The organism is Campylobacter sp. RM9334, assembly GCF_020138145.1.
Lineage (GTDB): Bacteria > Campylobacterota > Campylobacteria > Campylobacterales > Campylobacteraceae > Campylobacter_E.
Genome location: NZ_JACGAX010000004.1, coordinates 63,064 through 87,323 on the forward strand (window position 1 = coordinate 63,064; position 24,260 = coordinate 87,323).

General features: G+C 25.9%; 34 protein-coding genes, 5 tRNA genes and 1 pseudogene. 16 read left to right on the forward strand and 24 right to left on the reverse strand.

The features are described from left to right. Positions 1-27: 27 nt before the first annotated feature. Positions 28-843, reverse strand: coding sequence for a mechanosensitive ion channel family protein (locus AVBRAN9334_RS02855; protein WP_214119648.1), 816 nt, complete (start codon positions 841-843; stop codon positions 28-30). Positions 844-938: 95 nt separating this feature from the next. On the opposite strand from AVBRAN9334_RS02855, the gene AVBRAN9334_RS02860 reads away from it, so the two are divergent. Then, positions 939-1,514: a DJ-1 family glyoxalase III gene (locus AVBRAN9334_RS02860; protein ID WP_214119649.1), complete on the forward strand. Its 576-nt coding sequence runs from the start codon at positions 939-941 to the stop codon at positions 1,512-1,514. Positions 1,515-1,640: 126 nt separating this feature from the next. On the opposite strand, the gene AVBRAN9334_RS02865 is transcribed toward AVBRAN9334_RS02860, so the two are convergent. The 5 genes from AVBRAN9334_RS02865 to AVBRAN9334_RS02885 all read right to left on the reverse strand — a co-directional run bounded on the left by AVBRAN9334_RS02865 (position 1,641) and on the right by AVBRAN9334_RS02885 (position 2,987). After that, positions 1,641-1,728 (reverse strand) — tRNA-Ser (locus AVBRAN9334_RS02865). Positions 1,729-1,770: 42 nt separating this feature from the next. After that, positions 1,771-1,844: transfer RNA gene (locus tag AVBRAN9334_RS02870), tRNA-Cys, on the reverse strand. A 3-nt stretch (positions 1,845-1,847) separates the two neighbouring features. Beyond that, positions 1,848-1,935, reverse strand: a tRNA-Leu gene (locus AVBRAN9334_RS02875). A gap of 16 nt (positions 1,936-1,951) precedes the next feature. Further along, positions 1,952-2,026: transfer RNA gene (locus AVBRAN9334_RS02880), tRNA-Gly, on the reverse strand. A gap of 64 nt (positions 2,027-2,090) precedes the next feature. Next, positions 2,091-2,987 carry a GGDEF domain-containing protein gene (locus tag AVBRAN9334_RS02885; protein ID WP_336606972.1) on the reverse strand — a complete coding sequence of 299 codons (897 nt, stop codon included), beginning with the start codon at positions 2,985-2,987 and terminating at the stop codon, positions 2,091-2,093. Between the two features lie 191 nt (positions 2,988-3,178). Between AVBRAN9334_RS02885 and fliQ the strand changes: the two genes are divergently transcribed. Both fliQ and AVBRAN9334_RS02895 read left to right on the forward strand, forming a co-directional pair. Further along, positions 3,179-3,448, forward strand: a complete 270-nt coding sequence (gene fliQ, locus AVBRAN9334_RS02890; RefSeq protein ID WP_336607018.1) for a flagellar biosynthesis protein FliQ — start codon at positions 3,179-3,181, stop codon at positions 3,446-3,448. After that, positions 3,445-3,867: a Sua5 YciO YrdC YwlC family protein gene (locus tag AVBRAN9334_RS02895; RefSeq protein ID WP_336606973.1), complete on the forward strand. Its 423-nt coding sequence runs from the start codon at positions 3,445-3,447 to the stop codon at positions 3,865-3,867. The genes fliQ and AVBRAN9334_RS02895 overlap by 4 nt, the downstream gene beginning before the upstream one ends. Before the next feature lies 1 nt (position 3,868). Here the strand turns inward: AVBRAN9334_RS02895 and AVBRAN9334_RS02900 are convergent, their stop codons facing one another. The 6 genes from AVBRAN9334_RS02900 to AVBRAN9334_RS02925 are packed head-to-tail and all read right to left on the reverse strand — an operon-like array spanning position 3,869 to position 7,530. Then, entirely contained in the window at positions 3,869-4,696 is an 828-nt protein-coding gene (locus AVBRAN9334_RS02900) for a 4-(cytidine 5'-diphospho)-2-C-methyl-D-erythritol kinase (RefSeq protein WP_336606974.1), read from the reverse strand. Next, positions 4,696-4,938 (reverse strand): carbon storage regulator CsrA, encoded by a 243-nt coding sequence (csrA, locus tag AVBRAN9334_RS02905; protein WP_214116264.1) that lies wholly within the window; start codon positions 4,936-4,938, stop codon positions 4,696-4,698. Before csrA ends, AVBRAN9334_RS02900 begins: the two co-directional genes overlap by 1 nt. Then, on the reverse strand, positions 4,932-5,729 hold the full coding sequence (truB, locus tag AVBRAN9334_RS02910) for a tRNA pseudouridine(55) synthase TruB (protein WP_336606975.1): 798 nt from the start codon (positions 5,727-5,729) through the stop codon (positions 4,932-4,934). The genes csrA and truB overlap by 7 nt, the downstream gene beginning before the upstream one ends. Next, positions 5,729-6,127, reverse strand: a complete 399-nt coding sequence (locus AVBRAN9334_RS02915) for an META domain-containing protein (RefSeq protein WP_336606976.1) — start codon at positions 6,125-6,127, stop codon at positions 5,729-5,731. Before AVBRAN9334_RS02915 ends, truB begins: the two co-directional genes overlap by 1 nt. Further along, entirely contained in the window at positions 6,124-6,681 is a 558-nt protein-coding gene (locus AVBRAN9334_RS02920; RefSeq protein ID WP_214119653.1) for a TlpA family protein disulfide reductase, read from the reverse strand. The genes AVBRAN9334_RS02915 and AVBRAN9334_RS02920 overlap by 4 nt, the downstream gene beginning before the upstream one ends. Before the next feature lie 9 nt (positions 6,682-6,690). Further along, positions 6,691-7,530, reverse strand: coding sequence for a hypothetical protein (locus AVBRAN9334_RS02925; protein WP_336606977.1), 840 nt, complete (start codon positions 7,528-7,530; stop codon positions 6,691-6,693). A gap of 75 nt (positions 7,531-7,605) precedes the next feature. Here AVBRAN9334_RS02925 and AVBRAN9334_RS10175 point away from each other — a divergent pair. After that, positions 7,606-8,379 (forward strand): annotated as a pseudogene (locus AVBRAN9334_RS10175) (nitrate- and nitrite sensing domain-containing protein); the annotation flags it as partial. A 648-nt stretch (positions 8,380-9,027) separates the two neighbouring features. Beyond that, a complete protein-coding gene (locus tag AVBRAN9334_RS10180) occupies positions 9,028-9,552 on the forward strand; it encodes a methyl-accepting chemotaxis protein (protein ID WP_442862318.1) in 525 nt (174 codons plus the stop codon). A 39-nt stretch (positions 9,553-9,591) separates the two neighbouring features. On the opposite strand, the gene AVBRAN9334_RS02935 is transcribed toward AVBRAN9334_RS10180, so the two are convergent. Beyond that, positions 9,592-11,781, reverse strand: a complete 2,190-nt coding sequence (locus AVBRAN9334_RS02935) for a molybdopterin-dependent oxidoreductase (RefSeq protein ID WP_336606979.1) — start codon at positions 11,779-11,781, stop codon at positions 9,592-9,594. A 64-nt stretch (positions 11,782-11,845) separates the two neighbouring features. Here AVBRAN9334_RS02935 and AVBRAN9334_RS02940 point away from each other — a divergent pair, with 64 nt between their 5' ends. From AVBRAN9334_RS02940 to AVBRAN9334_RS02955, 4 genes are all read left to right on the forward strand, one after another. Further along, a complete protein-coding gene (locus AVBRAN9334_RS02940) occupies positions 11,846-12,394 on the forward strand; it encodes a biotin transporter BioY (protein ID WP_336606980.1) in 549 nt (182 codons plus the stop codon). Between the two features lie 149 nt (positions 12,395-12,543). Beyond that, a tRNA-Asn gene (locus AVBRAN9334_RS02945) sits at positions 12,544-12,618 on the forward strand. Between the two features lie 76 nt (positions 12,619-12,694). Further along, positions 12,695-13,087, forward strand: coding sequence for a hypothetical protein (locus tag AVBRAN9334_RS02950; protein WP_336606981.1), 393 nt, complete (start codon positions 12,695-12,697; stop codon positions 13,085-13,087). Between the two features lie 10 nt (positions 13,088-13,097). Next, positions 13,098-13,487 (forward strand): hypothetical protein, encoded by a 390-nt coding sequence (locus AVBRAN9334_RS02955; RefSeq protein ID WP_239803174.1) that lies wholly within the window; start codon positions 13,098-13,100, stop codon positions 13,485-13,487. A 425-nt stretch (positions 13,488-13,912) separates the two neighbouring features. Here the strand turns inward: AVBRAN9334_RS02955 and AVBRAN9334_RS02960 are convergent, their stop codons facing one another. The 4 genes from AVBRAN9334_RS02960 to AVBRAN9334_RS02975 form a co-directional block, all read right to left on the reverse strand. Continuing rightward, complete coding sequence (locus AVBRAN9334_RS02960) at positions 13,913-14,170, reverse strand: hypothetical protein (RefSeq protein WP_336606982.1); 258 nt, start codon at positions 14,168-14,170, stop codon at positions 13,913-13,915. 338 nt (positions 14,171-14,508) lie between these two features. Next, positions 14,509-15,087 carry a hypothetical protein gene (locus tag AVBRAN9334_RS02965; protein ID WP_336606983.1) on the reverse strand — a complete coding sequence of 193 codons (579 nt, stop codon included), beginning with the start codon at positions 15,085-15,087 and terminating at the stop codon, positions 14,509-14,511. Positions 15,088-15,098: 11 nt separating this feature from the next. Beyond that, positions 15,099-15,767: a hypothetical protein gene (locus tag AVBRAN9334_RS02970; RefSeq protein ID WP_336606984.1), complete on the reverse strand. Its 669-nt coding sequence runs from the start codon at positions 15,765-15,767 to the stop codon at positions 15,099-15,101. Continuing rightward, positions 15,757-15,987 carry a hypothetical protein gene (locus tag AVBRAN9334_RS02975; protein ID WP_336606985.1) on the reverse strand — a complete coding sequence of 77 codons (231 nt, stop codon included), beginning with the start codon at positions 15,985-15,987 and terminating at the stop codon, positions 15,757-15,759. Before AVBRAN9334_RS02975 ends, AVBRAN9334_RS02970 begins: the two co-directional genes overlap by 11 nt. 234 nt (positions 15,988-16,221) lie before the next feature. On the opposite strand from AVBRAN9334_RS02975, the gene AVBRAN9334_RS02980 reads away from it, so the two are divergent. The 7 genes from AVBRAN9334_RS02980 (at position 16,222) to AVBRAN9334_RS03010 (ending at position 20,038) form a co-directional block, all read left to right on the forward strand. Then, positions 16,222-16,908: a hypothetical protein gene (locus AVBRAN9334_RS02980; RefSeq protein WP_336606986.1), complete on the forward strand. Its 687-nt coding sequence runs from the start codon at positions 16,222-16,224 to the stop codon at positions 16,906-16,908. Positions 16,909-16,917: 9 nt separating this feature from the next. Beyond that, positions 16,918-17,454 carry a plasmid mobilization relaxosome protein MobC gene (gene mobC / locus AVBRAN9334_RS02985; protein ID WP_336606987.1) on the forward strand — a complete coding sequence of 179 codons (537 nt, stop codon included), beginning with the start codon at positions 16,918-16,920 and terminating at the stop codon, positions 17,452-17,454. Continuing rightward, complete coding sequence (gene mobP1 / locus AVBRAN9334_RS02990; protein WP_336606988.1) at positions 17,455-18,618, forward strand: MobP1 family relaxase; 1,164 nt, start codon at positions 17,455-17,457, stop codon at positions 18,616-18,618. It abuts the gene before it with no gap. Positions 18,619-18,648: 30 nt separating this feature from the next. Further along, a complete protein-coding gene (locus AVBRAN9334_RS02995) occupies positions 18,649-19,050 on the forward strand; it encodes a hypothetical protein (RefSeq protein WP_336606989.1) in 402 nt (133 codons plus the stop codon). Beyond that, a complete protein-coding gene (locus tag AVBRAN9334_RS03000) occupies positions 19,050-19,277 on the forward strand; it encodes a hypothetical protein (protein WP_239803185.1) in 228 nt (75 codons plus the stop codon). Before AVBRAN9334_RS02995 ends, AVBRAN9334_RS03000 begins: the two co-directional genes overlap by 1 nt. Then, entirely contained in the window at positions 19,270-19,647 is a 378-nt protein-coding gene (locus AVBRAN9334_RS03005; RefSeq protein ID WP_336606990.1) for a hypothetical protein, read from the forward strand. The genes AVBRAN9334_RS03000 and AVBRAN9334_RS03005 overlap by 8 nt, the downstream gene beginning before the upstream one ends. An 88-nt stretch (positions 19,648-19,735) precedes the next feature. Beyond that, positions 19,736-20,038, forward strand: a complete 303-nt coding sequence (locus tag AVBRAN9334_RS03010) for a hypothetical protein (RefSeq protein ID WP_239803187.1) — start codon at positions 19,736-19,738, stop codon at positions 20,036-20,038. 6 nt (positions 20,039-20,044) lie between these two features. Here AVBRAN9334_RS03010 and AVBRAN9334_RS03015 read toward each other — a convergent pair whose 3' ends face one another. The 7 genes from AVBRAN9334_RS03015 to AVBRAN9334_RS03045 all read right to left on the reverse strand — a co-directional run bounded on the left by AVBRAN9334_RS03015 (position 20,045) and on the right by AVBRAN9334_RS03045 (position 24,222). Further along, complete coding sequence (locus AVBRAN9334_RS03015) at positions 20,045-21,067, reverse strand: ArdC family protein (RefSeq protein ID WP_336606991.1); 1,023 nt, start codon at positions 21,065-21,067, stop codon at positions 20,045-20,047. Then, entirely contained in the window at positions 21,060-21,194 is a 135-nt protein-coding gene (locus AVBRAN9334_RS03020) for a hypothetical protein (RefSeq protein ID WP_275591983.1), read from the reverse strand. The genes AVBRAN9334_RS03015 and AVBRAN9334_RS03020 overlap by 8 nt, the downstream gene beginning before the upstream one ends. After that, the gene (locus tag AVBRAN9334_RS03025; RefSeq protein WP_336606992.1) at positions 21,194-22,189 is read right to left on the reverse strand and encodes a toprim domain-containing protein; all 996 of its coding nucleotides are present in this window, start codon (positions 22,187-22,189) and stop codon (positions 21,194-21,196) included. The genes AVBRAN9334_RS03020 and AVBRAN9334_RS03025 overlap by 1 nt, the downstream gene beginning before the upstream one ends. A 10-nt stretch (positions 22,190-22,199) precedes the next feature. Continuing rightward, the gene (locus AVBRAN9334_RS03030; RefSeq protein WP_239803191.1) at positions 22,200-22,664 is read right to left on the reverse strand and encodes a lytic transglycosylase domain-containing protein; all 465 of its coding nucleotides are present in this window, start codon (positions 22,662-22,664) and stop codon (positions 22,200-22,202) included. After that, complete coding sequence (locus AVBRAN9334_RS03035; RefSeq protein ID WP_239803192.1) at positions 22,651-23,103, reverse strand: hypothetical protein; 453 nt, start codon at positions 23,101-23,103, stop codon at positions 22,651-22,653. The genes AVBRAN9334_RS03030 and AVBRAN9334_RS03035 overlap by 14 nt, the downstream gene beginning before the upstream one ends. 184 nt (positions 23,104-23,287) lie before the next feature. Then, the gene (locus AVBRAN9334_RS03040; RefSeq protein ID WP_336606993.1) at positions 23,288-23,941 is read right to left on the reverse strand and encodes a zeta toxin family protein; all 654 of its coding nucleotides are present in this window, start codon (positions 23,939-23,941) and stop codon (positions 23,288-23,290) included. Then, positions 23,938-24,222, reverse strand: a complete 285-nt coding sequence (locus AVBRAN9334_RS03045) for a hypothetical protein (protein WP_239803194.1) — start codon at positions 24,220-24,222, stop codon at positions 23,938-23,940. The genes AVBRAN9334_RS03040 and AVBRAN9334_RS03045 overlap by 4 nt, the downstream gene beginning before the upstream one ends. Positions 24,223-24,260: the final 38 nt, after the last annotated feature.

Consider the following 24,260-nt stretch of genomic DNA (forward strand, 5'->3'; position numbering starts at 1 on the left):
ATAAAAATCTCATTTCAAATTCTAAAATTATTTTATAAATATCTTTGCAAGTGCTTCATTTACCTGCATTGAAGCTTTTTCATAATTTTCATTTTTTACCCATAGTTGAATTGCTATTTCTATATTAGTATCATTTACATTTTTAACCCCAACATAAATTGCTGGATTTTTTAAAATTAATTCATTTTGACCTAATGCTGTTTCAACTTCTTTTCTAACATCACATAAAGTTGATGGATCAATTACTTTAGAATAATCAATTCTTCTTGTTTTTTCACGAGAATAATTATAAATATTATCGCTTATAACTTTTGAGTTTGGAACTATTATATTTGTATTATCGTATGTTCTAAGCGTAACTGAAAACAAACATATATCAGATACAAATCCTTCTCCTGCACCAAATTTTACATAATCACCTATTTTAAAAGGTCTAAACACTACAACCAAAACACCCGCAGCTATATTTGATAAAGTTTCTTTAAACGCAAAAGATATAGCAAAAGATGTAGCTGTAAATAAAGCAACGAATGAAGTCGTATCAACACCAACATTATTAAGTGCTGCTAGAATTCCAACAACTAAAATTATAATTTTTACAAGCTTAACTAAGAAATTGGTTAAAGTCTCATCTGTGCTAATTTTAATTAAAGTAACTCTTAAAATTTTTCCTACAACTTTCATTAAAAACAATGCTAAAACAATAATAAGAATTGAACCTAAAATCTTAAAACCATATTTTAAGAAAAATCCTTCAAAATCAAAACCTGCACTTTGCAAATCAATTAGTTTATTCAGAGTTTCTGTGGTTGTGGCTTTTACATCTTGAATTGTTGTATCCATCAATATCCTTTTTAAAAAATTTGAAAATGAATATTAACAATTAATTACTTAATTTTAATTAATATTATTCTCTAATCTAATTAAAAGGAGTAAAAATGAAAAATATTTTAGTGCCTATGGCAAATGGAGCTGAAGATATTGAATTAATTAGTATTATTGATATTCTTCTAAGAGCGAAAAATTATGGAGCTAATATAAATGTAATTTGTGCTAGTTTAGATGATAATTTAGAAGTTACACTAGATACTGGTATGGTTTTAAAAGCTAAGGTAAAACTAAGCGAAGTTGATACTAAAAACATTGATGCAATTGCTCTAGCAGGTGGTTTTGGTGGTATGACAAATCTTAAAAATAGTGAAAAAATCAAATCAATTTTACAAGATTTAAATTCTCAAAACAAATTAATAGCAGCAATTTGTGCTTCTCCAATAGTTTTAGCAAATGCTGGGGTTTTAAGTGATGAATTTACTTGCTATCCAGGTTGTGAAGAAGGAATTAAAGGAACAAGATTAAATGAGCCTGTAGTAGTTCGTAAAAATATAATCACAAGTGCTGGACCTATCACTTCATCTTATTTTGCACTTACAATAGTAAAAGAAATGGGATTTTTAGACCAATTTAATGGAATGCTTGATGGTTTATTAATAAATCAATTCGGAATTAAATTCTAATTAAAATATATTGAGTGTTTTTCAACACTCAATTAAAATATTTTCTTCTAACAAAGGAGCTAAAAAAGCTAGAACAAAATACTTTTTTAAAAAAATATAAAATGAAAAAGATTGTTAAAAATGAAGTGGCCGGGAGAAAGGGATTCGAACCCCTGGAGGCTTGCACCTCAACGGTTTTCAAGACCGCCGCTTTCGACCACTCAGCCATCTCCCGAAAATTATTAAACAAGCGATAATTTATTGCTAAAAAGCCTATTGGAGGTGATACTCGGATTTGAACCGAGGATCAAGGCTTTGCAGGCCCATGCCTTACCGCTTGGCTATATCACCTTATGGTGCCCAGAGCCGGACTTGAACCGGCACGGTAAAAACTACCGAGGGATTTTAAGTCCCTTGCGTCTACCATTTCCGCCATCTGGGCAAAATATGTAAAATAATGGAGCGGGAAACGAGGTTCGAACTCGCGACCCCAACCTTGGCAAGGTTGTGCTCTACCACTGAGCTATTCCCGCACTTATGAAATAAAGACAGAATTATATATTTTTTTTCTTAAATTAAACTTAATTATAAAAAAAATTATGAAGCTTGTATATTTACACAATTTTTGCCACTTTTTTTACCAAAATATAATTCTTGGTCGGCAATTTTAAAATAATGTTCAAAATTATCTTTAGAAGGGTTGTTGATAAAAATACCACCTATTGTTATGGTTGGTTTAATATTATATTTTTTTAATTCTTGTTTTGAAACTGAATTTTTTACTACATTCATATAATATTCTGCTTCTTGACTATTTTTAACATTTAATTTCACTACAAATTCTTCGCCACCCCATCTAGCAACAACACCATTTAATCCTAACATTTCATAATGAATTGCAGATGCTACACTTTTTAAAACTATATCACCTATATCATGACCATAAGTATCATTAATTCTTTTGAAATTATCTATATCACAAACAGCTATTAAAATTGATTCATCTTTATTAAAGTTAGGGATTATTTTTTCTTCAAAATATTTTCTATTAAAAAGTCCTGTTAAAAAATCTCTATAAACCAAATAAGTTAAGTCGGATAATTTTTTATTTGATGTAACCGTTGCAAGACCGCCATAAATCAACATAAATACCGAACTTGAAAATGTATTAATATAGAAAAATAAATCTTGACTACTTCTATATTCGCCTACTAAATAATCTCTAAAATAATATAAAGCATATATTGTAAAAAGCAAAAACAAGCTCACTGAAATTCTATAAAGCCACTTACTAAAAAATGTAAATTGTAAGAAAAACAAGCACATCATAATAGTGCTAAATCCACTCTCAAAGCCTAGATAGTAAGAACCAACAACCTGATGTAGAAAAATCTCAGTAAAGGATACAAAAAATGCTGCGGTTATTTTCTCTTTTAGATAAAAACAAATTGCTATAAAATAACTAGATATTGAATAAATATTAAAAATTGCCATAGGAAATATATTATTAATTATAAACAATAAACAATAAAAACAATGTGTTACAAATATAGTAACTAGTAGCCAAAGGTTTATGTCTATTTCTTTTAATAATTTAATAAAATCGTTTTTAATGGTTTTTCCTTGTTTTAAAATAATTAAGTAATTTTGCCTAAAATTGTTTAACACATTGATGATAAGGATTAATTATGGAAAGTACTTTAGTTGCACTTGGGGTATCAACTTTTAAAATAGCTCTTTTATTATCACTTCCAATGCTCCTAGCTGGACTTATTGCTGGACTTTTAATAAGTATATTTCAAGCAACAACGCAAATTAATGAAATGACATTAAGTTTTGTCCCAAAAATCATCTTAGTTGTTGTAATAATCATCTTTTTAATGCCTTGGATGATGAATCAAATGATAGATTTTACCACTATGATATTAAATAAAATTCCAAGTTTTGTTAAATGATTTATCTAGCACAAACCGATACTACAGCTGGGTTTTTAAGTAAAGATTATAAAGAAATTAATTTAGCTAAAAAAAGAGAAATTAATAAACCTTGCATAATCACAAGCACATATCTAACTAGCCTTAAAAACCTTGCAAGAGTTCCAAATAAATTTAAAAATCAAGTAAGAAAGGCTAAAAAAACAACCTTTATATATAAAAACCAAATATCATTTAGGCTAGTAAATGATAATAAACATAGTATATTTTTAAAAGATTTTAAATATTTATACTCAAGTAGTGCAAATTTGCACGGATATGAATTTGATATAAATTATGCAAAAAATATAGCTAATGTGATTGTGGATTTGGATTTAGCTCAAAAAAGTTCATCAAAAATGTTTAAAATAAACAATTCTAAACTAAAGCAAATTAGATAAATTATGATTTAAGTTTAAAGAAACTACCACCACTACCACTTAAAAATAAGCCCTTATTAGCATAATCTAAAGTAATAGAATATAAAGCATTGCAAGGTTTTAGTAAATCGTTTAAATCATAATTTGTAAAATTATTTAAAAGCTCTTTTATCTTTAATTTACTTAATTCATCATTTGTATAATATTTTGGCTCTTTTGCAAATTCGCTAAAAACATCTTTTGTGCTACAAGGCGTGCTAAATTCTAATGAAAAATCGCATAAATCATCGCTAAAATCATCAATTATCTCACCATATCCACTAACATTAGCACTCTTTAACCCACTTTCAAAAAAGCTCACATCAGCCCCACTAAGCCTAGCAATTGCTTTAGTATCAAAAGGCTTTATATCATTTAATAGTTTTATAAAACAAGCAGCATTAGAACTAGCACCGCCAAGTCCTGCAAAAGTAGGGATATTTTTGTGTAAAACTAAAGCAAAATTATTTTGAAATTCTTGTTTTAAATTCTCATCAACCAAACTTAAAACTTTTGAAAAAATATCGCTTTTAGAATAAAAATTACTTACTAAATTATCATTTATCAAATAAAATTTATCCATCAAAACATCTTGTTTAAACTCATTTTCATAAGTAATTCCATTGATTTTTAATAAAGAATTTGAATTAGGAATTAAAGTTTTATCTAAATTCCTAGCTTCGCTTTTAGGTATAAAATAAAGCTCATCATATAAATTATCAATTCTATAAAATCTTGAAATTAATTGATGATAATTATCTTTTTTGCCTGTAATTTTTAAAAAGATATTAATCTTTGCAAAAGCTTTCATTATTTATCTTTTTTATACATTGAAAGTGAGCTTACTAAACTATCTAGTAATTCACTTGAAGATGCAGCTGATTGGATATTTTCATCTTTTATAGAATCTACTAATTCATCTCTTAAAATTAAAGTTTGTTTAGGAGCTTCTATACCAATTTTTACCGAATCGCCCTTTATTTCAAAAATCTTAATTTTAATCCCACCATCAATAACTATTCCTTCGCCTGCATTTCTTGATACTACTAACATTTTTCCACCTTATTTAAAATATATTCTATTTTTTCATCTAACCTAATAATGCTAAAACAATCTCCTAAATCTATTTTATAGGTTTTATAATCTTGTTTTTTAAAATCACTTAAGCTTAATTTTTTGCCTAATAGCAAGTCGTTTATATCGCCTAAATAAAAATTTTCTTCTAAATCAACACTATTAAAAGCATCATAATTTTTAAATTCTTTAAAGCCGCCTTCACTAAGTCTTCTTAAAGCACTTAAAGTCCCTTTTACGCCTAATTCATCGCAAATTAGCTTAGCGTATGAACGAACATAAGTGCCTTTACTAGCGCTTAATCTAAAGCTAATAAAAGGGAAATTATAATGCAAAAACTTAGCTCTCACACTCATTACGCACTCATTTAACTCAACCTTTTCGCCATTTCTAGCTAACTCATATGCTCTTTTACCATTGATTTTTTTAGCACAAAATATAGGCGGAGTGTAAGTTATATCTCCTTGATACTTAGCAAATGCTTGCATAATTTGCTCTAAACTAGGCTCTTTAACACTACAAAAGCTTATGTTTTCATTATCTAAGCTAGGACTAATTGCACCAAGCCAAATCGTTGCTTCATAGACTTTTGGCTCAAGATTTAAAAAGCGAAATAATTTTGCATGTTTTTTATCAGCACAGAGTAATGCCCCACTAGCAAATGGGTCAAGTGTGCCTGAATATCCTAGTTTTAGCCCTAATTTTTTACCTAATTTTAAAGCGTAAGAATTAGAGCTAATATTAATTGGTTTGTTTGCTAGAAAAATCATTATTCAAAAATAATTTTTACTTTATCGTTTTCTAAGCCATTTTCTATTATTTGCATACTTGTAAGACTACTAGCAACTGCGTTTTCTACTTCCATTACTTGATTAGGACACATCATTTTTGTGCTTGCTGGATTTTCATAATAAATATTATTATTTTCTTGTTTTATAGCACTAAAAATTCTATTGCAACCTACAAACATTCCTAATTTATTATCTTCAATTATTAAAGACCAATTACTAGAATTGCTATATTCTTTATTTGTGTCTTTAACTATAATTTTTGATATTTTATATTCTTTATTTTCTAATTTTTTCACTTCTTTTGCTACCTCAACATTGTTAGTATTCGCACAGCCAAAAAAAGCTAATACGCTTAATAATATTAAAGATTTTTTCATTTATTTTCCTTTGCTTTATTTATACTCTCTCTTAATAATCCTTCATCAGCTTTACCTAAAATAAAATACTCATTGCCTAGTTTTTGATACTTACCATCTTTTAACATTACCTTAAAAGGTAATTGAACCTGAGTATTATATTTTATATCATCGGTTATTGCTTCTACTATCAAATCTGCTCTTTTATCATTTGTTAAAAAATAATACGCATTATAGTTCTTTGCAAATTCTTTTAATTTTTCATTATCAGCTTCTTCTGCATAAGATAATCCAACAAACACTAAATCATCTAAATGCTTTGATTGTATATCAAAAAGCATTGGAGCTTCGGCTCTACAAGGCTGACAAAAAGTCCCAAATATATCAATAATTAAAATTTTATTGCTATCAACCAAACTAAAGCCATTTTCTTCTCTTTTGATTTTTATTTCTTGATTATCCCAACTTTTTAAAGTTAATATATCTCCAGTTTTAATACTTGTAGTTTTAGCTTCATCGTTGCAAGCACTAAAAAATAAAGCAATAAAACTAGCAACAAATAATAATTTTTTCATAACCACTCCTTAAAAACTTCTAATAAATACGCTATGCATAGGTTTTCCATCTTTATCAAGTTTGTAATACTTAAATGCAATCTTGGTTCCTATGTTTAATGGTTTATTTATTTCGTTAATATTAAAACCACTGCCTATAGTAATAGTTGTAAGTTCGTTATTGTTTAATTTTTCATCAGTAAATTTAGTAAGGGCTCTTAAAGCGTTAATCTTTTTCCATTGGCATTCATAATTAATTAGCTTACCTTCATTGTTTAAATTAGTTTTTGATATAACGCAATTATCTTTATAAAACTTTCTAATTTGCACTATTTTATCTTGTCTTGGAACATCATAATCAGTATTCTTTTTGTGTAAATACACACCTTCTGATTCTTTTAAAATAACTTCGTTAAAAAAATCTATAAACTCATCTTCGCTATTAAATTCATTTTGAACTACAAATGTAATATTTTTATTAGGATGTTCTTTTAAATAATCTCTTAAATAATTTAACCTATCTTTTAAATCTCCCTTTTGATTAGGGACATCAACCACATAAAACTTAGCACATTTAAGCTTATTTAACATAACATCATTAAAGGTATCATAATAATCAGTCCCACAAAATAAAAGACCTTTTATCTCAAAAGGTGGGAAATCCTTTGTAAATTCTTTACTAATTTCATAAGTTTGATTGTGATTATTATATAACTTTTTACCATCCCAATTAGCACCCATACCATCAAGATATTCACTCACATAATAATCTCTTACATCAATACTTTTTAATTCATCAAAATCACTACCCTTAAATGAATTACCAAGTAAAGTTGAAAAAAACATACAAAAAATTAAAAAAAATTTCATCCGTTCTCCTAAAATTTATATAATTCTTTAAAAAACTTTAAAATAAAAATCTAAATCTATTAATTAAGGGGACTTATGATTTCTAAAATATCTATTTCTAAAAAACTTTTATTGCTTACAAGCACATTTTTAATTATATTATTAATTTATAATATTTTGCTAATTAAAAAGAGTTATGAAACATATAATTCTTCAATAATTGCTCAAGATAGCGTAAAAATCATATCAACAAATAGTGAAATAATTCATTTATTACAAGTAGAGCGTGGTCTTAGCGTAGGATTTTTAGCTGGTGCTAATAAGCAAGCACTAATAGAACATAGAAATAAATTTGTTTTAAATAATGAATTAAAAAATGAAGTTGATAATCTAAGAAATATGGTTGATAATAAAGCCAATAGAGCTATAGTATTACAAAATTATACCAATTTAATAAATCAACAAATCAAAAAAGTAAAAGATATTTCTCAAAGTCTTGATGAAAGCTATGCTAGTTTAAGCGATGCTCTTAATTTAGTATCTACTACTAAAGAAAGATATGGATTATTAAGAGGGACTTTAAACGGAGTATTTAATGCAAATACTATGGATATTAATACTTTTTCAAATATTAGTTATCTAAATACAAGCATTACTGGAAAATTACAAGAATTAAAAGAACTAAAGATTAATTTTATTGATGAATATTTAAAAAATCTTTCAAATCTTGAAAGCTATAAAAAACTTCAAGAATTTATATCAACTGCTATGAATAATAATATAAATGGTAATTTTAATATAAATGCAAATGAATTTTTCCAAGTAGCTACTAATGTGATAGAAGATTATAAAAAATTAGAAAACGAAATAACAAATCAAATTCTAAATAAAGCAAATGTAAATAAGTCTGAAGCTCAACAAGAAATAATTATTCAAATAATAATAGCCTTATTAGCACAGATTTTAAATATGTTTTTAGCTTATATAATATCTAAAAATATCATTAAAAATCTTAGCTTAATTAATACTGGTCTTAATAGCTTTTTTGATTTTTTAAGATATAAAAGCAATGATGTAGATAAAATAATCACAAATAATAAAGATGAATTTGGCAAAATGGCTATGCAAATAAATGCAACCGTATTAGAACTAAAACAAAATTATGAAAAAGACCAAACCTGTATAAATGAAATTACAAATATTACAAATTCTATCAAACAAGGTAATTTAAATAATGAAATCACCAGCGAACCTTACAATCCAAAAATAAAAGAATTAAAAGAAATTCTAAAAGAAATGTTGCAAACTCTAAAACTAAAAATAGGAAAAGATATTAACCAAATTGATGAGCTATTAAAAGAATACTCAAATATGAAATTTAAAAATAATATAAAAAACCCAATAGGAGAAATAGAAAATAGCCTAAATACCTTGCAACAAGAAATTAAAAATATGCTTTATTCTCAAGAAAATATAAGCAATACTTTAAAATCAAATTCTAATAATTTAAAAGAAAATATGAAACTTTTATTAGATGGTAGCAAAAAGGCTAAAAACAACCTTGAAGAAAGTGCAGTAGCAATCAATCAAATGTCAAGTTCAATGACTGCAGTAGCTCAAAAAAGCCAAGAAATAATCCAACAAAGCGATAGCATAAAAAGCGTAATTGATGTTATTAGAGGCATTGCAGAAGATACAAATTTATTAGCTTTAAATGCTGCTATTGAAGCAGCGCGTGCAGGTGAGCACGGGCGTGGATTTAGCGTGGTTGCAAGTGAAGTTGGCAAATTAGCTAATAACACTAGCTCATCATTAAATCAAGTAGAAGCTAATGTAAAATTATTAGTCCAACAAATTCACGATATTGGTATGAGTATAGATGAGCAAACTCAAGCAATTAATCTAATCAATACAACCATAAGCGAAATTGATGAGCTAAGTAAAGAAAATGATAATATTGCAAATGATACAAATAAAGCTGCAAATAGCGTAGATAGTCTAGCTAGCAATATTTTAGATGATTTAAACAAAAAAGAATTTTAATTATCCTAGTTTTTAGGATAATTAAAATAAGAATTTAAATTATAAATTCTTAATAATTTTCGGAGTTTTAAAGCAGTCTTTCTCCCAGTTTTTAATGCCATTAAATTTTTCTATATCTACTTTACAAGTGTGAGCTGTGTTGCTATTTGATACTGCTGAACTTGGGCTTGAGCTTGTTAGCACATTTACATTTCCATTTAGGCACCTTTTACCATCAATTTGCCACCAAGCACCTTGAAAAATCAAAATATTATTAGGGTTAATATCACAAATTATTCTAGCCCCCGCTAAAATCTCGCCCCTATCATTAAAAACCCTTACAATATCTCCTTGCTTAATGCTCTTTTTAACAGCTAAATCTTTATGCAAATAAACAGGCTCTAAATCATTTTCACTATCTCTTATATCGCTATTATGTAGTTGTGAATGAAGTCTATAAGGACTATGTGCAGAAGTTAAAAATAAAGGATATTCGCTTAAAAGCTCATCTTTTTGCTCGTATTTTGCGATATTATTTTTTATACTTAAATTAATATTTTTTATGTTTTTAAATCTTGTAAAAGGCTCTAACTCGCTTAAGCCCTGCACTTTTTCATAAGATTTTTCTAAAAACTCATCAAACTCACTTAAAATTATTCCTTTTTTAAAATATCTTTCTTTAATATCTAAATAAGCCAATTTTACTAGGTCTAATTCATCTAAATCACGGCAAAATTCATAAGATTTATTAAATCTTTTTGCTATTTCTTTGCATATTTCAAAATCACTTTTTGAGTTATAAAAAGGCTCTTTTATAGGTTTTAGTGCAAAAATTATTTCTTTATTCGTGCTTTGCTCTATATCATAACGCTCCCCTTCAATAGCAATAGGCAAAACAATATCGCTCATCTTAGCTTGAGCCGTCCAAAAAGGCTCAAGTGTAATAATACACTCAAGATTATTTAAAGCCTTTAAACTCTCATTGCTATTTGGCTGATGGGTAAGATATGAGCCACAAGCATTTATCATTAATTTTATATCAGGATAAATGATTTCTTCATCTTTATAAGTGCTTTTTGTATTAGGCCTTAATAAGCACTCGCTAAGCCTTGAGCTTGGGATATAATGATTTTTGCCTTTTATTTCGCCTAAAAGTGTATTTATATCACTTAATTTTTCTGTATTTTTTGCACTCTCACCCTTGCAACCACTGCTTAAATTAAACTCAATCCCTAAACCATCTTTGCCTATATGTCCGCACATAGCAGCTAAGCAAATTATTGCTAGGTAGTTAAATTCTCCGTTTAATTGTCTTTGAATTGACCTACCTAATAAAATATTACTAGGATTATTTTTAAGCTTTAAGGCTAGATTTTCTAAATCAGTTTTGCTAATACCACAAATCTTACTAGCCCATTCTAAGTCCTTATTTACCCCGTCGTTTATACCTAGAAAATAGTCTTTAAATGTATCAAATCCTGTGGTTTTACTCTCTATAAATTCTTTATCATAAAGCTTGTTAGTATAAAGATAATTGCACATTCCAATAGCCATTGCCATATCAGAATTTGAATTAGGAGTTAGAGTTGTTGCATTCATCATTTTTGCACTCTCATTAGCTCTAATATCTATAAAAATTACTTCAATATCTTTATTTTCAGCCATTTGTTTTAGATATTTTTCGTGTTCGTGCATAGGAATATCGTGAGCAATTTTACTTGTAATAATAGGATTAGCTCCCCAAAACACCACTACTTTAGCGTATTTGATTATTTCTTTATAATCAGTTGCTCTTTCATAAACACAAGATGAGCCAAAAACATAAGGCATACTAGCTATTGCAGAGCCGGTTGAATAATCTCCTAACTCAAAGACCCCGCCACCAAGAGCATTGATAAGTCTATGAATTAGCATTCTACCCCAGCCGATTTTACCTACCCCACCCCATTCGTAACTTTCAGCGTAAATACTGCTAGAGCCATATTTTTCATAATATTTTTTAAGATTATTTGCAATTAATTCAAAGGCTTTATCCCAAGAAATCTCTATAAATTCATCATTTAATCTATCCTTAGAACCATCTAAAAATCCACGCCTAACGCAAGGATTTTTAATCCTTGAGCTATGATTTATTCTGCTTGTGTAATTATTAATCAAATCAGTCGGGGCTTCATCGTAAATAAAAGGCGTTATTTTATCATCTTCTAAATAAAACGCCCCTACTCTAGTGGCTATTAAATGTTTTTTCATAATTCTTCCTTTATAAATATTGTTTTAGTATATAATCATTTTTTAATTTTACAAAGGAGGGATTATGTTAGCAGCTTTAAAAAGTTTTTACTTAAAGAAAAATACTGCAAGCAATACAGCTAAAGTATTACTAGCAAGTATTTTAATAGCATTTGCTGCTAATTTAAAAATAAGCATAGACATCATACCCTTTACTATGCAAACTATGGTGGTTTTAACTATATCTTATGCTTTAGGCTCAAGACTAGCTTTATTTAGTTTGATTTTATGGTTTTTAGAAGGTTTGTGTGGCTTTCCTGTATTTGCTAGCGGTGGTGGTTTGCACGCAATTTTAAGCCCTAGTGGTGGGTATATTTTTGGTTTGATTGCTATGGGTTATATTATGGGAAAAGCTAAAGACCATGATATAAATAATGTCTTTGCGTTAAGTTTATATGCTCTAGTAGCTACTGCGGTGCTTTATATTTGTGGCTTATTTATTTTAAGCTTTTATGTTCCTAAGGATAAAATACTTAGTATAGGGTTATATCCTTTCATAGTAACTGATATTGCAAAAGCATTTTGTGCTGCATTGCTTATAAATCCTGCTTATAAACTATTTAAAAACTTATAATTTATAAGTGCTTTTAGGTCAATAAATCATTTTGACTAAAAGCATTTTTTATTAAATTTCACATTTTTTTTATATTTTTTTCAAAAAACTCTTGACAAACAAAATTTTCTTGGCTATTATTACGCTTTTACTTAACGATTACTACTTATTCCGGATTAGCTCAGCGGTAGAGTAGGCGGCTGTTAACCGCTTGGTCGTAGGTTCGAATCCTACATCCGGAGCCACTTTTTTATTTCCCTTAATTTTATTTATTTTTGTCTTTAAGAAAAGATATTAGGTTAGTGAAAATTAGGAGCTTATATGAAAGATAATAATGTAAAACTTAAATCAATATATGATACTTCTGTTGTTATAAAAAATAATGATCTTTTAAATTTCAAAAAAGAAGTGTCTAATAAAATTAAAAATAATAAGACGAAAATAATAAAAAATAATCGTCTTGAATTACTGAATAATTTTAAAAATGAAATATTGTTAATGGCTATACACGATATTCCTTTAAATGAAATAGCAAATATTATAAGAGCAAATTTTAATCTTAAAGTTTCAGCAAAACAAATTTCTGATTACTTAAAAGAATATTTAAAAATTAAACGATTTGGTGGCAATGGTGGAAAACTTGCTTATATTGATGATGAAGGAAAATTTATTAAGCATGTAGATATAAACGAGTTAGACATTAAGGATCTGTAAAAGGAAAAATATGAAAGAAGAAAATAACAAACTTACACCGTTACATAAAGCCAACATAAGCGATATTAAGAAAAAATTACCCAAATTAAAACAAGCTTTAAAGAATGAAATAGAAACATATAACGAAGAAATGCGTTTTAAAATATTTGATGAAATCAAAGAAGTAATAATTATTGCATTACAATGTGGTAAAACATATAAAGAAATAATTGAATTACTAAAAAATAATTTAGAAGTTATGGTTACAGATAAACAACTTGCAAGATATGTTAAAGAAGTATTAAAGTTAAAAAGAATAGGCACACAAGGCGGTAAATTAGCTAATATTGATTCTGATGGTAATTTCATAAATTATGTTGATATAGAAAATATAAATATAGATTTATTAGATGATAATTAAAATACTTTAATTGTCTGTTACTTGTCTGACACTAGTCTGACCACTAGTCTGCCCTATAAAATAGACTAGTCTGACTAGTCTGTATATTTTTTACATATAAAAATTATTAAAATTTAAAAAATAGCAAAAAAAAGGAATGAATTTTAAGTATTTTTAACGCTTCTCTGCCACTAGTCTGACCACTAGTCTGCCCTATAAAATAGACTAGTCCGTAATCTTATGCACTAGTCTGAATTTTATTAATACTTGTCTGGAATTTATATTAATTTATAGATTAAAATAGTTTATTTTAAATTATTTTAGTTTAGAATATATTTATATCAATTTTTTATTTTATTTTTTATTTTATTAACTTATTTTTATTATAATTCTAAATATATGGCAGATATTTTATTAGCCCAAAAAGATAAAACTGCCATATTATTTTAAACTTTTCTCATATTTATTAATTTTTTAAAAATTATTTTTTCTTTTAATACTTTATAACAAAAATAAGCGCTACCAAAATGATTTCCCTTAGTCGTTTTTTCAAAATTTCTATTAGTGTGATAATCTATCCTTAAATCAAAAACTATTAATTCTAACCCATATTTTAAAAACAAATCTACGCTAGCCTTACCTTGCAATGCTTTTATTGGCATTAATAAGCAAAATGGTTTATTTAACTCGTAGCACTTTTTCAAGACTTTATCTTTTTTGCTATACGGTGGATTTGAAATAATAATATCGTAATGTTCTTTAAGTTCATAATAAAAAAATCCCCCCCCCCTACTATCATCAATGTGAGAGTAAATTACCTTATTACCATTTTTTGTAAAAAGCTGAACGAATGCTGACCATTGTTTATCAAATGGACACCATATTGTTTTGCTTTTAGGAATAAATTCTAGTAATGGTTCTACTGCATAAAAAGGTGTATATACTTCATCACCAGATGGAGTCTTATCACAAGTTAAATATGCTTTATTAACTGCTATGCTTATATTTATATATTCTATTATTTAAAAAGTAACATTGCATTTTACCAATTGATTACATCGTTTTTATTAGATATGTTAGTGTTTTTAAACATTATGTTTTCAATAATTTCTGAGCTTTTAATTCTTAGTAAAATATAAATTCTGCTATAAAAAATAATGCAATTTATTAAATTCTCTTTTGTGATTTTATCATTTAATTCAAGTTTAAAAATATTATTATTTTTTATACATTCATATTCTGTTGCGTGTTTAACAATATTATCTATATCTAGTTTTTTTAACTCATTTAATGTAAAATCTTTTAATTCAAATTTACAAATATAAAGAAAAAAACCTATATTATTATATTTATCTGCTACATATTCTATTTTAGCATTCCACTTATCTAATTCATTAAAGCATAAAATACTTTCTGCATTAATAGAACAACCATAAGCTTCATAATTAAGTTCTAATCTATTTAATTCTAAAATATCAATCATATAATCAATACCACATTTGAAAAAATCAAAAACATTTTTTTTACTATCTTTTTTTGTGTCTAAAAAACAATTATCTTGTAGATGTTTTTTTAATTTTTCTATATAAAAATCAGCTTCTTTATTAATAATATAATTCATCTTTTTTCCTTTTATCTATGTATAGGTTTTGAAATGTCTTTTTGACTCTCTTTTACATTAGCAACTTTATTTTCTTTTATAATTTCTACAATGTTTTCTTTAAGTTTTTGTGTAGCCTGTGCTTCTTTTAACGAAATGGCTTGTTTGGAATTATCAATAACTTTTGCATTGCCATCTTTAAACATTTCAAAAAAATCTAAAGTAGCTTGATAAACTCCATTTAATTCTTCATCGTGTAAATTTATTGAGCGTAAATCATTAAATATATTTTTAAAATTTTCTTGTTTTTCAGGTTGTTTAAACTTACCACCTTCGCCAAATCTTTCTAACAATTCAAATACTTGTTTGTTTGTATTTTTGTCTGCAACTTCTTTATTTAAATTCGTATTTGATAAATTTATCAAGTGGTTTAAATCCTTACCAAATGCTCCAACGCCTAAAGGAGTATTTAGTTCTTGCTCTTTTCCATTGAGCTTTATTTTTAATTTTATAAACTCGTTGGGGAATTTTAAATTTTCTTTTGCACTGGCTTTAACAATATCATCTAACATAGCTAAAGATTGAAGCAATGCATTTTTTTCGTTATCTTTAAATTCTTTATTAGTTGAAAATATATCCTGTCTTTTTTTATCCATATCTTCAACTGATATTATTGTAATGCTTTCAAATTTATCTTTCATGCTCTTTCTCCTTTATAGATAAATCATTTATTATTTTTAAATCATATTTTTTACATAACTCACCAAATAAAGAATAGAATTCTTTTTCTTTTTCTAAAAGCATCATTGCTTGCTTACCTAATTCAAGAAAAAATTTATTTTCTAAATCTTTTTTCTTTTGCTTAGCATCTTTAAGCTTTTCTTCTAATGATGCAATAATTTGATCTTGTTTTGAATACATATTGTCTCCTTAAGTATTTTTTTTTATTATATACAATATAATTAATTTTATTTTTTAATTCTATATTTTATAATATTTTTTATTTTAATTAACTTAAGAGAGTTATTATTTATTTTATAACGAAATAAGGTTAGGCAGGATAGACAAAGTATCCAAAAAGTGCCATACACTTTTTTATACTATTGTCAAAACTGCTGTTAGCTCTTATATGTTATTAGCGTGAAAGGAATAGATATGGATAAAATTAAGAATGATATTTTAACTTTAGGAAGTGTTACTAAATTAGTCGAACATGAAGATTTTGAAAATTTTATAAATAAATTAAATAATGTTGATTTTAAAACTATTACACGTCGTATTTTACATAACCTTTCTTTTCATTTTAGATATGATGATTATACACAGCAAACCATAAATCATCCAGAGCAATTAATTCCATTATTATATAGTCATAGCAAACGTTTTGAAATTCGTTGCATTATCAGACAAAGTCTTTATAAAATAATGTCAAATTATTTTCCTAAAATAGATATTAAGTTATTAGATATTGAAACTATAAAAAATAATTTTTTAGAAGAACAAAAGAACTATAAAGACTATCATGCAGATTTAGTAACAAAAGATATAAGACCAAGATTCGATGATAAATATCGTTATGGTTTTAAAGTTAGAGTAACCGAAAACGAATTTTTTTATAATGCAAAAGATTGCGATAATTTAAATAAACTTGAATTTAAATTTCATCAAGATTTGGGTGTTCATTTAACTCTAGTGGACTCTTCAAAATGTTATTCAATGGATATAGATACCGTTTCTAAAAATGTAAATATTTTAAGTCACCCAAAGTTAATTGCTGAAGAATTTGTATCTATGCTTGAAAAAATAAATAATAGTCAACCATATTTTAATTTTATATGCTAGTGGGAAAAAATGAGTTCTAAAAAAACTACAATTAGATTAAAAGATTATGCACTTGAATATTTAGATAAGTTAAAAGAAACTAAAGGAGTTTCATATACTCAAGTAATACATGAGCTTATACTAATATGTATTAAGGAGAATTATAAATTTTTAAAAGATGAAAATATTAAAGATATGGAAACCAAGTATAAAGAGATTAGAATTTTCATAAGCAAAGATGAGTATGAAGCATTAGAAAATTTTAGAAAAATACATGGCTTTAATTCAATTACTAAGGAAGCTAAATATTTAATATTATCATCTTTAAAAGATGAAAAGTATGTTAGCAAAAATCAATTTAATGAACTAATTAAAGCTATTGTAGAAATTAAAAAAATAGGTGTAAATATAAATCAAATTGCAAAAGTTTTAAATGAAAAAAGATTTGATAACTTTAGTCCTGACATGCAAAAATTTAATAAAATTGTAGAAGATACAAACAATGAAATTAAACTAATAATAAAGCAAATTTTATCAGACTATATGGCTTTAACAAAGAGATTATAAATGGCTAAAAAAATATACCTAGAAGATGAAGAATTAAAAGCTAAAAAAGTATTTATTAAAAAAGAAAAAGTTGCAAAACTTCCTAAAAATTATAAAAAACGCACATTGCATAAAATATATATTAATAGTAAAAAAAATACTGAAGTTATGATTAAAATAGCCAGTTCATGTTATGATGCAAAAAGCCTGAAACGGCATTTAAATTACATTTCAAGAAAAGAAAAGTTGGAATTATTTGATCAAGATAGCAATATATATAATAACAATGATGAAGCTATTGAAAATTTTTTAGCGTATGATGAATTTGAATATGATACAAGTAAAAATAAAAAGCAAATAAAGGAAACACACAATATCATATTTTCAATGAAAGATCATAAAAATGCACCAGTAGAAAAAATCAAAGAAGCTTTAACAAAGACTTTAAAAACTAAGTATCCTAATAATAGTTTTCTAGTAGCTATGCACAAAGATACAGATAATCCACATTGCCATGTTGTATTAAAAGTAAAAGATAATTTTGGTAAAAGACAACATATAAGAAAAAAGGATTTGCAAGATTTAAGAAAATTATTTGCACTAGAACTCAATGCTTTAAAAGTAGAAGCAACTGCAACAATAAAAACTAAAATTAATTTAACTCCTAAAGTGTATAAAGAAAAAGATAAATATATGAATTATCATGAAGTGATAAGTTTCGGTGATGCTTTATATGAATTTAAAGAAGATAATGAGCCAAGCTTTTATGTAAAAATGAAGGATAAAAATGATAAAGAATTTATATTGTGGGGCAAAGACTTAAAAGAAGTTGTAGATAACAATAATGTATGCGTAGGTGATAAATGCTATTTTGCTGTGACTGATCAATTAGAAGCAAAAGTGACAGCTAAGAAAAAATTACCTAATAAACAATTTCAATATTATGAATTAACCACTTATAAAAATATATGGGAAGTATCTATAAAAGATAAGAACGAAAAGAATTTAATTCCATTGAAAAATAAAGACAAGAAAAAAGCTATATATAAAATATTAAACAAAGATGAATATGTTGCATCAACAGAAAAACCAAAAATTAATAGTAGATTAGAAGATAAAACAAACATAAGCAATTTTAAAGATTTAAGCTTCGTTAAAAATAAAAATATTTTTGATAGAGATTAGAGATAGTTTAATGTGTTATAAAGGAGTTTTATGAAAATAAAAAAAATCTTTGAGTATTTACCTATCATTATAATCGTATATTTAGTTTATATTTTTGCTAATGGTTATATTAACAATAAATATGAAGATTATATTTTTATAGATACCGATAACAATATAAAGATACATATAGTATCTAATCCTGTAATACAGATTCCAAAACATAATGAACTTTATAAAGAAAAAGAGCGTGGTCAAAAATTTTCATTACAACACTTACTTAGAAGTGAGAAATTATATATTTGTGAATTTGGCTCTAATTCTAAATATAAAATAATAGATGATACTTATTGTATTAGAATGATTTTAAAGTATGGACAAACTAATTTTAAGAGTAAAATTTTAATTAATTTTATAAAAACTCAATATGAAGAAAAATTAAAGGAGTTATAATGCCAATATTTATTGCTATATCAGCTATGCTTTCAATTGTTGCGATTATATTGATAATTATTTTTATTTATGAATATTTTTTTGGGAGTTTTCCATTAATTAAAAAATATTATAAAATAAAATTTCATGAATTTTTATTACTTGATGAAGATGCTATTAAAGATTTAAGAGAAAGTGCTACAAGAAAATTATATAATGCAATAATCAATAGGAATAATAATGAATAAAATATATTTTAAATTTTTAAAATATATTAATTTAATTGATATTTTTGTTTTAATACTTTTGTTTCTAAGAAATTATTCTACAACTGATTATGAGGCAAAAATACATATAATTACTATTATTGTTTTTTTACTTGTTATAATTAATAATATTTATCATATTAAAAGAATAGGAATTAAGCGTAAAATTTTATTTATCTTATATACTGCTGGTATAAAATTATTTTCCTATCAATTAATTATAAGCCTTTTGCTAAGATTAGATGAAATTAAAGATTTTGAAAACATTATAATGTTTTTATTTTGGTTTTATTTAGGATATTTATTTTTAAATAGCTATGGATTTATACTAGAAGATAAAAAAGAAAATTAACAATATAATGCTTCCACCAACACACATTATCTTCTTTTTTATTTTTTTATGGTAGAATAAAATTAAACATAAAAAAAGGAATTTGTCTATGGAAGAATTGATATTTTTTGTAAAATTTTGTGAGTCAATCTTTGGTAACGATTATTCAACTCGCTTTGATGCATTAAACTATACATGTATTATTTTATTTATATTTTTCAGCATTTTTAGCAATACTAGATCTCTTTCTTTTATTGGGTCTGGTGGTTTATTGTTTTTAAATATATGTAATGCATTAACAGGGTATAGTTTGGCTCAAAATTCTGGTGCATACTTACTTGCATACTTTACAATCATGTTATCAGTTTATTTATTAGAAGAAAAATCAAATACTACAACAATTCATAGCTAAGTAGTTTTACTTAGCTATTTCAATATCGCTTCCTTTTGTTTTATTTAATACATTTTTTAATACATTATCCATAACATTTTTTGATATAGCATTTTCTTTTTTGATATTTTTATCAATACTAAAATCGCTAACATATTCAACTATTTTTAAAGCATCTTTTGTTGCTTGATATAATTCATTTGGATTATTGTTTATAATCTTTTTCCATGAATTAATATATGATAAATGTTCGCTAGGATCAAAATCAATATTTAATTTTTTACATAACATATAACTAGCAATTTCTGCTCTCAATTCTTCTCTTGCGTATTGCTCACTACCAAAACCACCTTCTAAATTTCTATTTAATCTATTTTTATGTCCTGTCCAATGACCTAATTCATGTAATGCTACACTATAATAACCCATTTCGTTTTTAAATTGCTGTTTTTCAGGTAATACTATTTTATCTAATGAAGGATTATAATATGCTCTATCGCCTAGTTTATGCTCAATAATAGCTCCTGAATTAGCCAATATTTTTTCTGCATTTTCAATTGATTTAAATTCAAAATTAGGATCTACTTTAAATTGTTTTCGTTCTGGCATATTTTCTATTTGCTCTGCATTAAATAAAGTATAATGCTTAACTATATATTTTTTATCATCATTTAAAGATATAAGTCCTTCTTCCATCTCTTTTTCTAAATCTGTTGTTTTAGGTTCAATAACACTAACAAACCTAATAGGAACGCCTTTCTCGCCTTTTTTAACAAAACCACCTAGATCTTTTGCTTGTTTAAAGGTTAGCCATCTAGGATCTTTATATCCCTTTTCAGCAGTAATTATCTCTAATAACAAAGCATTACAACCGTTATATTCTTGTTCTGTAATAGCATTATGTGGATTATTTTTTAGACCTGTTGCTTTCCATGGCTGTATCCATGGTGCAGTGTTATTTTCTAATGATTTTATAAGTGTATTTGTAAAATCTTCAATATATTGATGATTTTTATCAGCACTAGAGTTATTGAATTTTATATCACTCATTAATATCACCAGCACTTTCCAAAAAGTCAATAATACCTAATTTTTTAGCTTCTTCTTCACTATAAATTGCAACCACTTCTCCATCTTCTAATAAATCTATTTCTTGATTAAAATCTTTATTTTGCATTAATTTCCCCTATCTTTTGTTTTATCATTATGTTTTTTTTCATTTGTTATTTTCATAAAATCAGTAAAATCAAAACCTTTAGACAATTCAATTTTAAACTGCTTAGATACTTGCTCCCAATCAAAAATTTCTATCTTTTTGCAGGTATTCTTAAGTTGTTCTGCAAGTGCTTTTGCTCCATTCTTCCCAGCATCATCATAGTCATAACAAATAGTTATATTAGTATCTTTAAAAAGATGAATATATTTATCTTCTACTAAACTTGTAGCAGAACCAAGAGTGATCGCTCTAAATCCATTTGCAATTGCATTTAAACAATCTTTTTCTCCTTCAACAACCAAAATAGCTTTATTTAAATTAGTTCTATATTCATTAAGATCGTTTAAATTAAAAGGGCAACGCTTTTTACCTTTTGAAAACATTACTTTTGGTAACTGTATTAATTCTTTATTACTACCCACGAATGGCTTAGGATTAGGATTATATTTCCATAAAGTCATAGCCTTATTATCAAGATCACGAATAGGCATTATTAACCTATCTGATTCTTTAGAATATCCTATCTGATATTTTTTAGCTAATTCAATTCTTTTGTGATTATCAATATTTGGCAATGTTTGTTTTAAAAGTTCGCTATAACGAGTAAAATTTTCTTTTCTTTGCAATTCGTAATTAGATATATAATCTTCACTTATAGATAGCGATGAATGCTCCTTGTTTTCTTTAAAACTAGGTTCGCTTAGTGCATATTGTTTATTATTTACACCCATAAATTCATTTACTTTATCAAAAGCTTCCTTTTTAGAATACTTATGAAATTCACACAATAAATCAACACAAGAACCATACCAACCACTACCAAAATCTTTAATTCTACCATTAAGATTGATTGAAGCACTTGCAGTTTTTTCATCTCTTAATTTAAATCTAAAATATCTATCAACTTCATAACCTAATTGAGTAAGTATGTATGCAGTATCTTCTCTAGTATTCATTTTACCCCCTTTATTTAATAATTGCATTAGTATTTTTATATACTATTTTTTGTTTTTTTCGCAATTTATTTAAAACCTTTATATTGTAATTGTTATTTGAAATTCTACCATTATAACAATTTAGACCTTTGTAATTAAATCCCCATTTTTTAAAACATTTGGCTAGATATGCACTTGCATATCGCACATTAATTTCTGGATCATACAAATCATTTAATGTTAAACCTAATTTTTTTAAATTTTCTTCATGTATAGAATTAACTTGCATCAAACCTATATCGTAAGTGCCATTGTCGTTTGCTTTATTTATCGCACTTGGATTAAAATTACTTTCAGTTTTTGCTATTGCCCACAAAAGCTGCGATGGAATCTTATGTATTTTAGAGTATTTAACAAATAACGCATCATAGGCATTTTCATTTGCAAAACAAATAAAAGGCAATAGTAAAATAAAAATTAATTTATTTTTTATCATCTTTTTTGAGATCTTTATACTCAAATTTACCTATATCTGTTTCTAATATTAATTTTTTTATAGGATAACAACCTGAAACGAAGTAAAATTTTTCCCCTTCTTTCAATTTAATTTCAATTTTTTTTCTTTCTATTATTGATTTGGTATTTTTCACACCTTTGTCTGTAAATTCTGTTGAATAGCCATATTTAATCATTTCATTACCGTTTTCCGATACATCCCAAAAATTATGCATATTTATAGGGATCTCTAATCCACATTTTCCATCTTCAGCAACAATAGAAGTAATAGTAGTATCAGTTTTTGCTTGAAAAAATAAACAATGTTTTATATATTTACTAACATATTCATGTCCGAAATTTGGTTTATTAATATCTTCTCCACAAGAGATAAAAAGTGTCGCTGTAGCTAATGCTACTAAAATTTTATATTTTTTCATTAAATTCTCCTTAAATAATATTTAAATTAATTTTAATTTAAAATAACTTTATATAACTTGAAATGATTGTTTTAAAAAACATTTTAATTAAAGGTATATTTTAACACACCCAATCGCTTCACTAACTTCTTCATTTGCAAAACAAATAATAGAAATCAATAAAGAAAAAAAATATTTTCCACATCTAAAGTTCTTTATTTATATCTTTATTTTTACCAATATCAGTCATTTTTTCAATATTTTTAATAGGCAAACATAAATTACCGTTTTCGTTAAATAATATATTAGAACACACATCACTAACCCATTTTTTCAATGGCGTATTCAAATCTATTAATTTTTGCTTATCCACTTCTAAACATTTAATTAATTTATTTGTTGAATTATCGTAAAGTTTTAAGTTATCAATAAGTGGCAGTGATTTTATTAAATTTAATCTACTTTCTTTATATCTTTTAATAATAAGATTAGTTTCAATATTATGCCCACCACGATTAACCCTTGCTTCAACTCTTTGTATATTAAGATTAGAGTTATCAAGCCCAATATATATAATTTTGACATTAAAACCATTGTTTTTAGCCTGTTTTATTCTATTTAAAACACTTTTACCTGAAAGCGTAGTTTCCATAGAAAAAGAAATTTTATTTTTAATACACGCATTAAATGTATTTATAGCCAACTTAGAGCCTAGTGCATTATTGCCATTATTATCTTTAATAAATTTATCTGGATCTATATTTATTAAATTTAAAAATTCAATTTTATTTGCAAACCTATAAGTAGATTTCCCACTTCCATTTGTGCCTGCCAAAAATAAAGCTATAGGTTTATTCATCTAACAATACCTTCGGCTTTTAAATAAATATTCATATTTTCGGTCATCTTTTCACTTTTATAAACATCAGCTTCTTTAGTTTTTCCTAATTCAATCAAGTTTTCATATTCAATATGATCTCTTAATGATTTTTCAGTAATTATTCCTTCATCATCGCTATCGTATGATTTATGCAAACCCATCTGTATCTTTTGATAAATATTCTCACTCATAGTATCTTTTAAGCTTTCAAGGTATTTTAATGCTTGTTCTTTATTTTCTAAAATTACAAAATCTGACATCTTATCTCCTTTCAATTATTTTAATTTATTTTAACATA

What these genes read in the sequence shown, in the direction of transcription:
- AVBRAN9334_RS02855 (WP_214119648.1), bottom strand. Translation starts at nt 843, where the DNA reads ATGGATACAACAATTCAAGATGTAAAAGCCACAACCACAGAAACTCTG.
- AVBRAN9334_RS02860 (WP_214119649.1), top strand. Translation starts at nt 939, where the DNA reads ATGAAAAATATTTTAGTGCCTATGGCAAATGGAGCTGAAGATATTGAA.
- AVBRAN9334_RS02885 (WP_336606972.1), bottom strand. Translation starts at nt 2,987, where the DNA reads ATGGCAATTTTTAATATTTATTCAATATCTAGTTATTTTATAGCAATT.
- AVBRAN9334_RS02895 (WP_336606973.1), top strand. Translation starts at nt 3,445, where the DNA reads ATGATTTATCTAGCACAAACCGATACTACAGCTGGGTTTTTAAGTAAA.
- AVBRAN9334_RS02900 (WP_336606974.1), bottom strand. Translation starts at nt 4,696, where the DNA reads ATGAAAGCTTTTGCAAAGATTAATATCTTTTTAAAAATTACAGGCAAA.
- csrA (WP_214116264.1), bottom strand. Translation starts at nt 4,938, where the DNA reads ATGTTAGTAGTATCAAGAAATGCAGGCGAAGGAATAGTTATTGATGGT.
- truB (WP_336606975.1), bottom strand. Translation starts at nt 5,729, where the DNA reads ATGATTTTTCTAGCAAACAAACCAATTAATATTAGCTCTAATTCTTAC.
- AVBRAN9334_RS02915 (WP_336606976.1), bottom strand. Translation starts at nt 6,127, where the DNA reads ATGAAAAAATCTTTAATATTATTAAGCGTATTAGCTTTTTTTGGCTGT.
- AVBRAN9334_RS02920 (WP_214119653.1), bottom strand. Translation starts at nt 6,681, where the DNA reads ATGAAAAAATTATTATTTGTTGCTAGTTTTATTGCTTTATTTTTTAGT.
- AVBRAN9334_RS02925 (WP_336606977.1), bottom strand. Translation starts at nt 7,530, where the DNA reads ATGAAATTTTTTTTAATTTTTTGTATGTTTTTTTCAACTTTACTTGGT.
- AVBRAN9334_RS10180 (WP_442862318.1), top strand. Translation starts at nt 9,028, where the DNA reads ATGAAACTTTTATTAGATGGTAGCAAAAAGGCTAAAAACAACCTTGAA.
- AVBRAN9334_RS02935 (WP_336606979.1), bottom strand. Translation starts at nt 11,781, where the DNA reads ATGAAAAAACATTTAATAGCCACTAGAGTAGGGGCGTTTTATTTAGAA.
- AVBRAN9334_RS02940 (WP_336606980.1), top strand. Translation starts at nt 11,846, where the DNA reads ATGTTAGCAGCTTTAAAAAGTTTTTACTTAAAGAAAAATACTGCAAGC.
- AVBRAN9334_RS02950 (WP_336606981.1), top strand. Translation starts at nt 12,695, where the DNA reads ATGAAAGATAATAATGTAAAACTTAAATCAATATATGATACTTCTGTT.
- AVBRAN9334_RS02955 (WP_239803174.1), top strand. Translation starts at nt 13,098, where the DNA reads ATGAAAGAAGAAAATAACAAACTTACACCGTTACATAAAGCCAACATA.
- AVBRAN9334_RS02965 (WP_336606983.1), bottom strand. Translation starts at nt 15,087, where the DNA reads ATGAATTATATTATTAATAAAGAAGCTGATTTTTATATAGAAAAATTA.
- AVBRAN9334_RS02970 (WP_336606984.1), bottom strand. Translation starts at nt 15,767, where the DNA reads ATGAAAGATAAATTTGAAAGCATTACAATAATATCAGTTGAAGATATG.
- AVBRAN9334_RS02975 (WP_336606985.1), bottom strand. Translation starts at nt 15,987, where the DNA reads ATGTATTCAAAACAAGATCAAATTATTGCATCATTAGAAGAAAAGCTT.
- AVBRAN9334_RS02980 (WP_336606986.1), top strand. Translation starts at nt 16,222, where the DNA reads ATGGATAAAATTAAGAATGATATTTTAACTTTAGGAAGTGTTACTAAA.
- mobC (WP_336606987.1), top strand. Translation starts at nt 16,918, where the DNA reads ATGAGTTCTAAAAAAACTACAATTAGATTAAAAGATTATGCACTTGAA.
- mobP1 (WP_336606988.1), top strand. Translation starts at nt 17,455, where the DNA reads ATGGCTAAAAAAATATACCTAGAAGATGAAGAATTAAAAGCTAAAAAA.
- AVBRAN9334_RS02995 (WP_336606989.1), top strand. Translation starts at nt 18,649, where the DNA reads ATGAAAATAAAAAAAATCTTTGAGTATTTACCTATCATTATAATCGTA.
- AVBRAN9334_RS03000 (WP_239803185.1), top strand. Translation starts at nt 19,050, where the DNA reads ATGCCAATATTTATTGCTATATCAGCTATGCTTTCAATTGTTGCGATT.
- AVBRAN9334_RS03005 (WP_336606990.1), top strand. Translation starts at nt 19,270, where the DNA reads ATGAATAAAATATATTTTAAATTTTTAAAATATATTAATTTAATTGAT.
- AVBRAN9334_RS03010 (WP_239803187.1), top strand. Translation starts at nt 19,736, where the DNA reads ATGGAAGAATTGATATTTTTTGTAAAATTTTGTGAGTCAATCTTTGGT.
- AVBRAN9334_RS03015 (WP_336606991.1), bottom strand. Translation starts at nt 21,067, where the DNA reads ATGAGTGATATAAAATTCAATAACTCTAGTGCTGATAAAAATCATCAA.
- AVBRAN9334_RS03020 (WP_275591983.1), bottom strand. Translation starts at nt 21,194, where the DNA reads ATGCAAAATAAAGATTTTAATCAAGAAATAGATTTATTAGAAGATGGA.
- AVBRAN9334_RS03025 (WP_336606992.1), bottom strand. Translation starts at nt 22,189, where the DNA reads ATGAATACTAGAGAAGATACTGCATACATACTTACTCAATTAGGTTAT.
- AVBRAN9334_RS03030 (WP_239803191.1), bottom strand. Translation starts at nt 22,664, where the DNA reads ATGATAAAAAATAAATTAATTTTTATTTTACTATTGCCTTTTATTTGT.
- AVBRAN9334_RS03035 (WP_239803192.1), bottom strand. Translation starts at nt 23,103, where the DNA reads ATGAAAAAATATAAAATTTTAGTAGCATTAGCTACAGCGACACTTTTT.
- AVBRAN9334_RS03040 (WP_336606993.1), bottom strand. Translation starts at nt 23,941, where the DNA reads ATGAATAAACCTATAGCTTTATTTTTGGCAGGCACAAATGGAAGTGGG.
- AVBRAN9334_RS03045 (WP_239803194.1), bottom strand. Translation starts at nt 24,222, where the DNA reads ATGTCAGATTTTGTAATTTTAGAAAATAAAGAACAAGCATTAAAATAC.